The organism is Clostridium boliviensis, from assembly GCF_033342255.1.
GTDB lineage: Bacteria > Bacillota > Clostridia > Lachnospirales > Lachnospiraceae > Lacrimispora > Lacrimispora boliviensis.
In genome coordinates, this window is the sequence record NZ_JAWONS010000169.1 from 1 (window position 1) to 396 (window position 396).

Sequence of the window (396 nt, forward strand, 5' to 3'; positions counted from 1 at the left end):
CCGGACGGAGAACGGCGGCGGTGTTGATCGACACCTTGTCCGCACCGGCCCGGAGAATCCGGAACATGTCCTCCACGGAGGAAATCCCTCCGCCCACCGTGAAGGGAATGCTCAGCTCAGAGGCCGCTTCCTGGACGATATCCACCATCGTCCCCCTTCCCTCCTGGGAAGCGGAAATATCCAGGAAGACCAGCTCGTCGGCCCCTTCCCGGTCATACAGCCCGGCCAGTTCCACCGGATTCCCGGCATCCCTCAGGTTGACGAAGGAAACCCCCTTCACCACCCGGCCATCCTTCACATCCAAACAGGGAATGATCCGTTTCGCAATCATCGGCCTTCCTCTCCCATCTCCCGCGATAGACGCCTCAAGGCTTCACCCAGTTCCAAGTCGCCGGT

1 protein-coding gene is annotated in these 396 nt (G+C 61.4%); it reads right to left on the reverse strand.

Annotated features, from left to right (window positions below):
- Positions 1-331, reverse strand: a 331-nt coding sequence (gene hisF, locus RZO55_RS10965; protein WP_318064320.1) for an imidazole glycerol phosphate synthase subunit HisF, incomplete at its 3' end; no start/stop codon positions are given.
- Positions 332-396: the final 65 nt, after the last annotated feature.